At 58.4% G+C, this 615-nt stretch carries 1 protein-coding gene; it reads right to left on the reverse strand.

All coding sequences use genetic code 11. The features are described 5' to 3' along the window. A partial coding sequence (locus AWB81_RS48245) for a hypothetical protein (protein WP_235026282.1) occupies positions 1-196 on the reverse strand: 196 nt, incomplete at its 3' end. Positions 197-615 lie beyond the last annotated feature (419 nt).

A 615-nucleotide genomic window follows, 5' to 3' on the forward strand; every position in this document is an offset into this window, starting at 1 on the left:
AGGAACCTTGCTCGCACCTCCTACAACTGCCTGAGTTCGAAAAGTACAAGGCCACCTGATGAACGCCCCGAGGCGTCCACGAACAAAACCCAATTTTGCAGGTCCGACGAATTAGGAGCACGCTGCCCATCTGGCTGTGCTTGCGCACGGCCACGCGCAGCATCCCATCGACGAGATGCTTGTCGCTGCCAAGCATGCGGGCGCGCCATCGTCGGCAGGCGCCGTTGACAGTGACCTGACAGCCGCGCAACACCATGCAGCGGCGCGGTACTTCATACTCAGGCGGCGCAACATCTCCGGGATGCGATCAAGCTCTTCGAGAGTGATCGCAGCGCAGTGGCTCATGAGACGCAGTTGGGCCTTGCTCTAGCGTTACGGGCACTGGTGCATGGCAAGGAAGCGGCCAAGCACTATGTCACTTTGCAGCGGGCAAAAGGCGCGTCCTGAAGCGTGGCGATGACTCGCGACGCAAAGCACACGAAGTCGCCGGGAGGGGTCGTTTATAAGTTGACGTAAACCTAAATAGCCTCCAGCCTTTTGTCAGGGCTTTTTAGTAATGTCCGGTTTGGGCTCATTAGAAATGTCCGGTTTTGCTCCTGAGGCGCACGCTGGTGG

The sequence above is a fragment of the Caballeronia arationis genome, from assembly GCF_001544975.2.
Taxonomy (GTDB): Bacteria; Pseudomonadota; Gammaproteobacteria; order Burkholderiales; family Burkholderiaceae; genus Caballeronia; species Caballeronia arationis.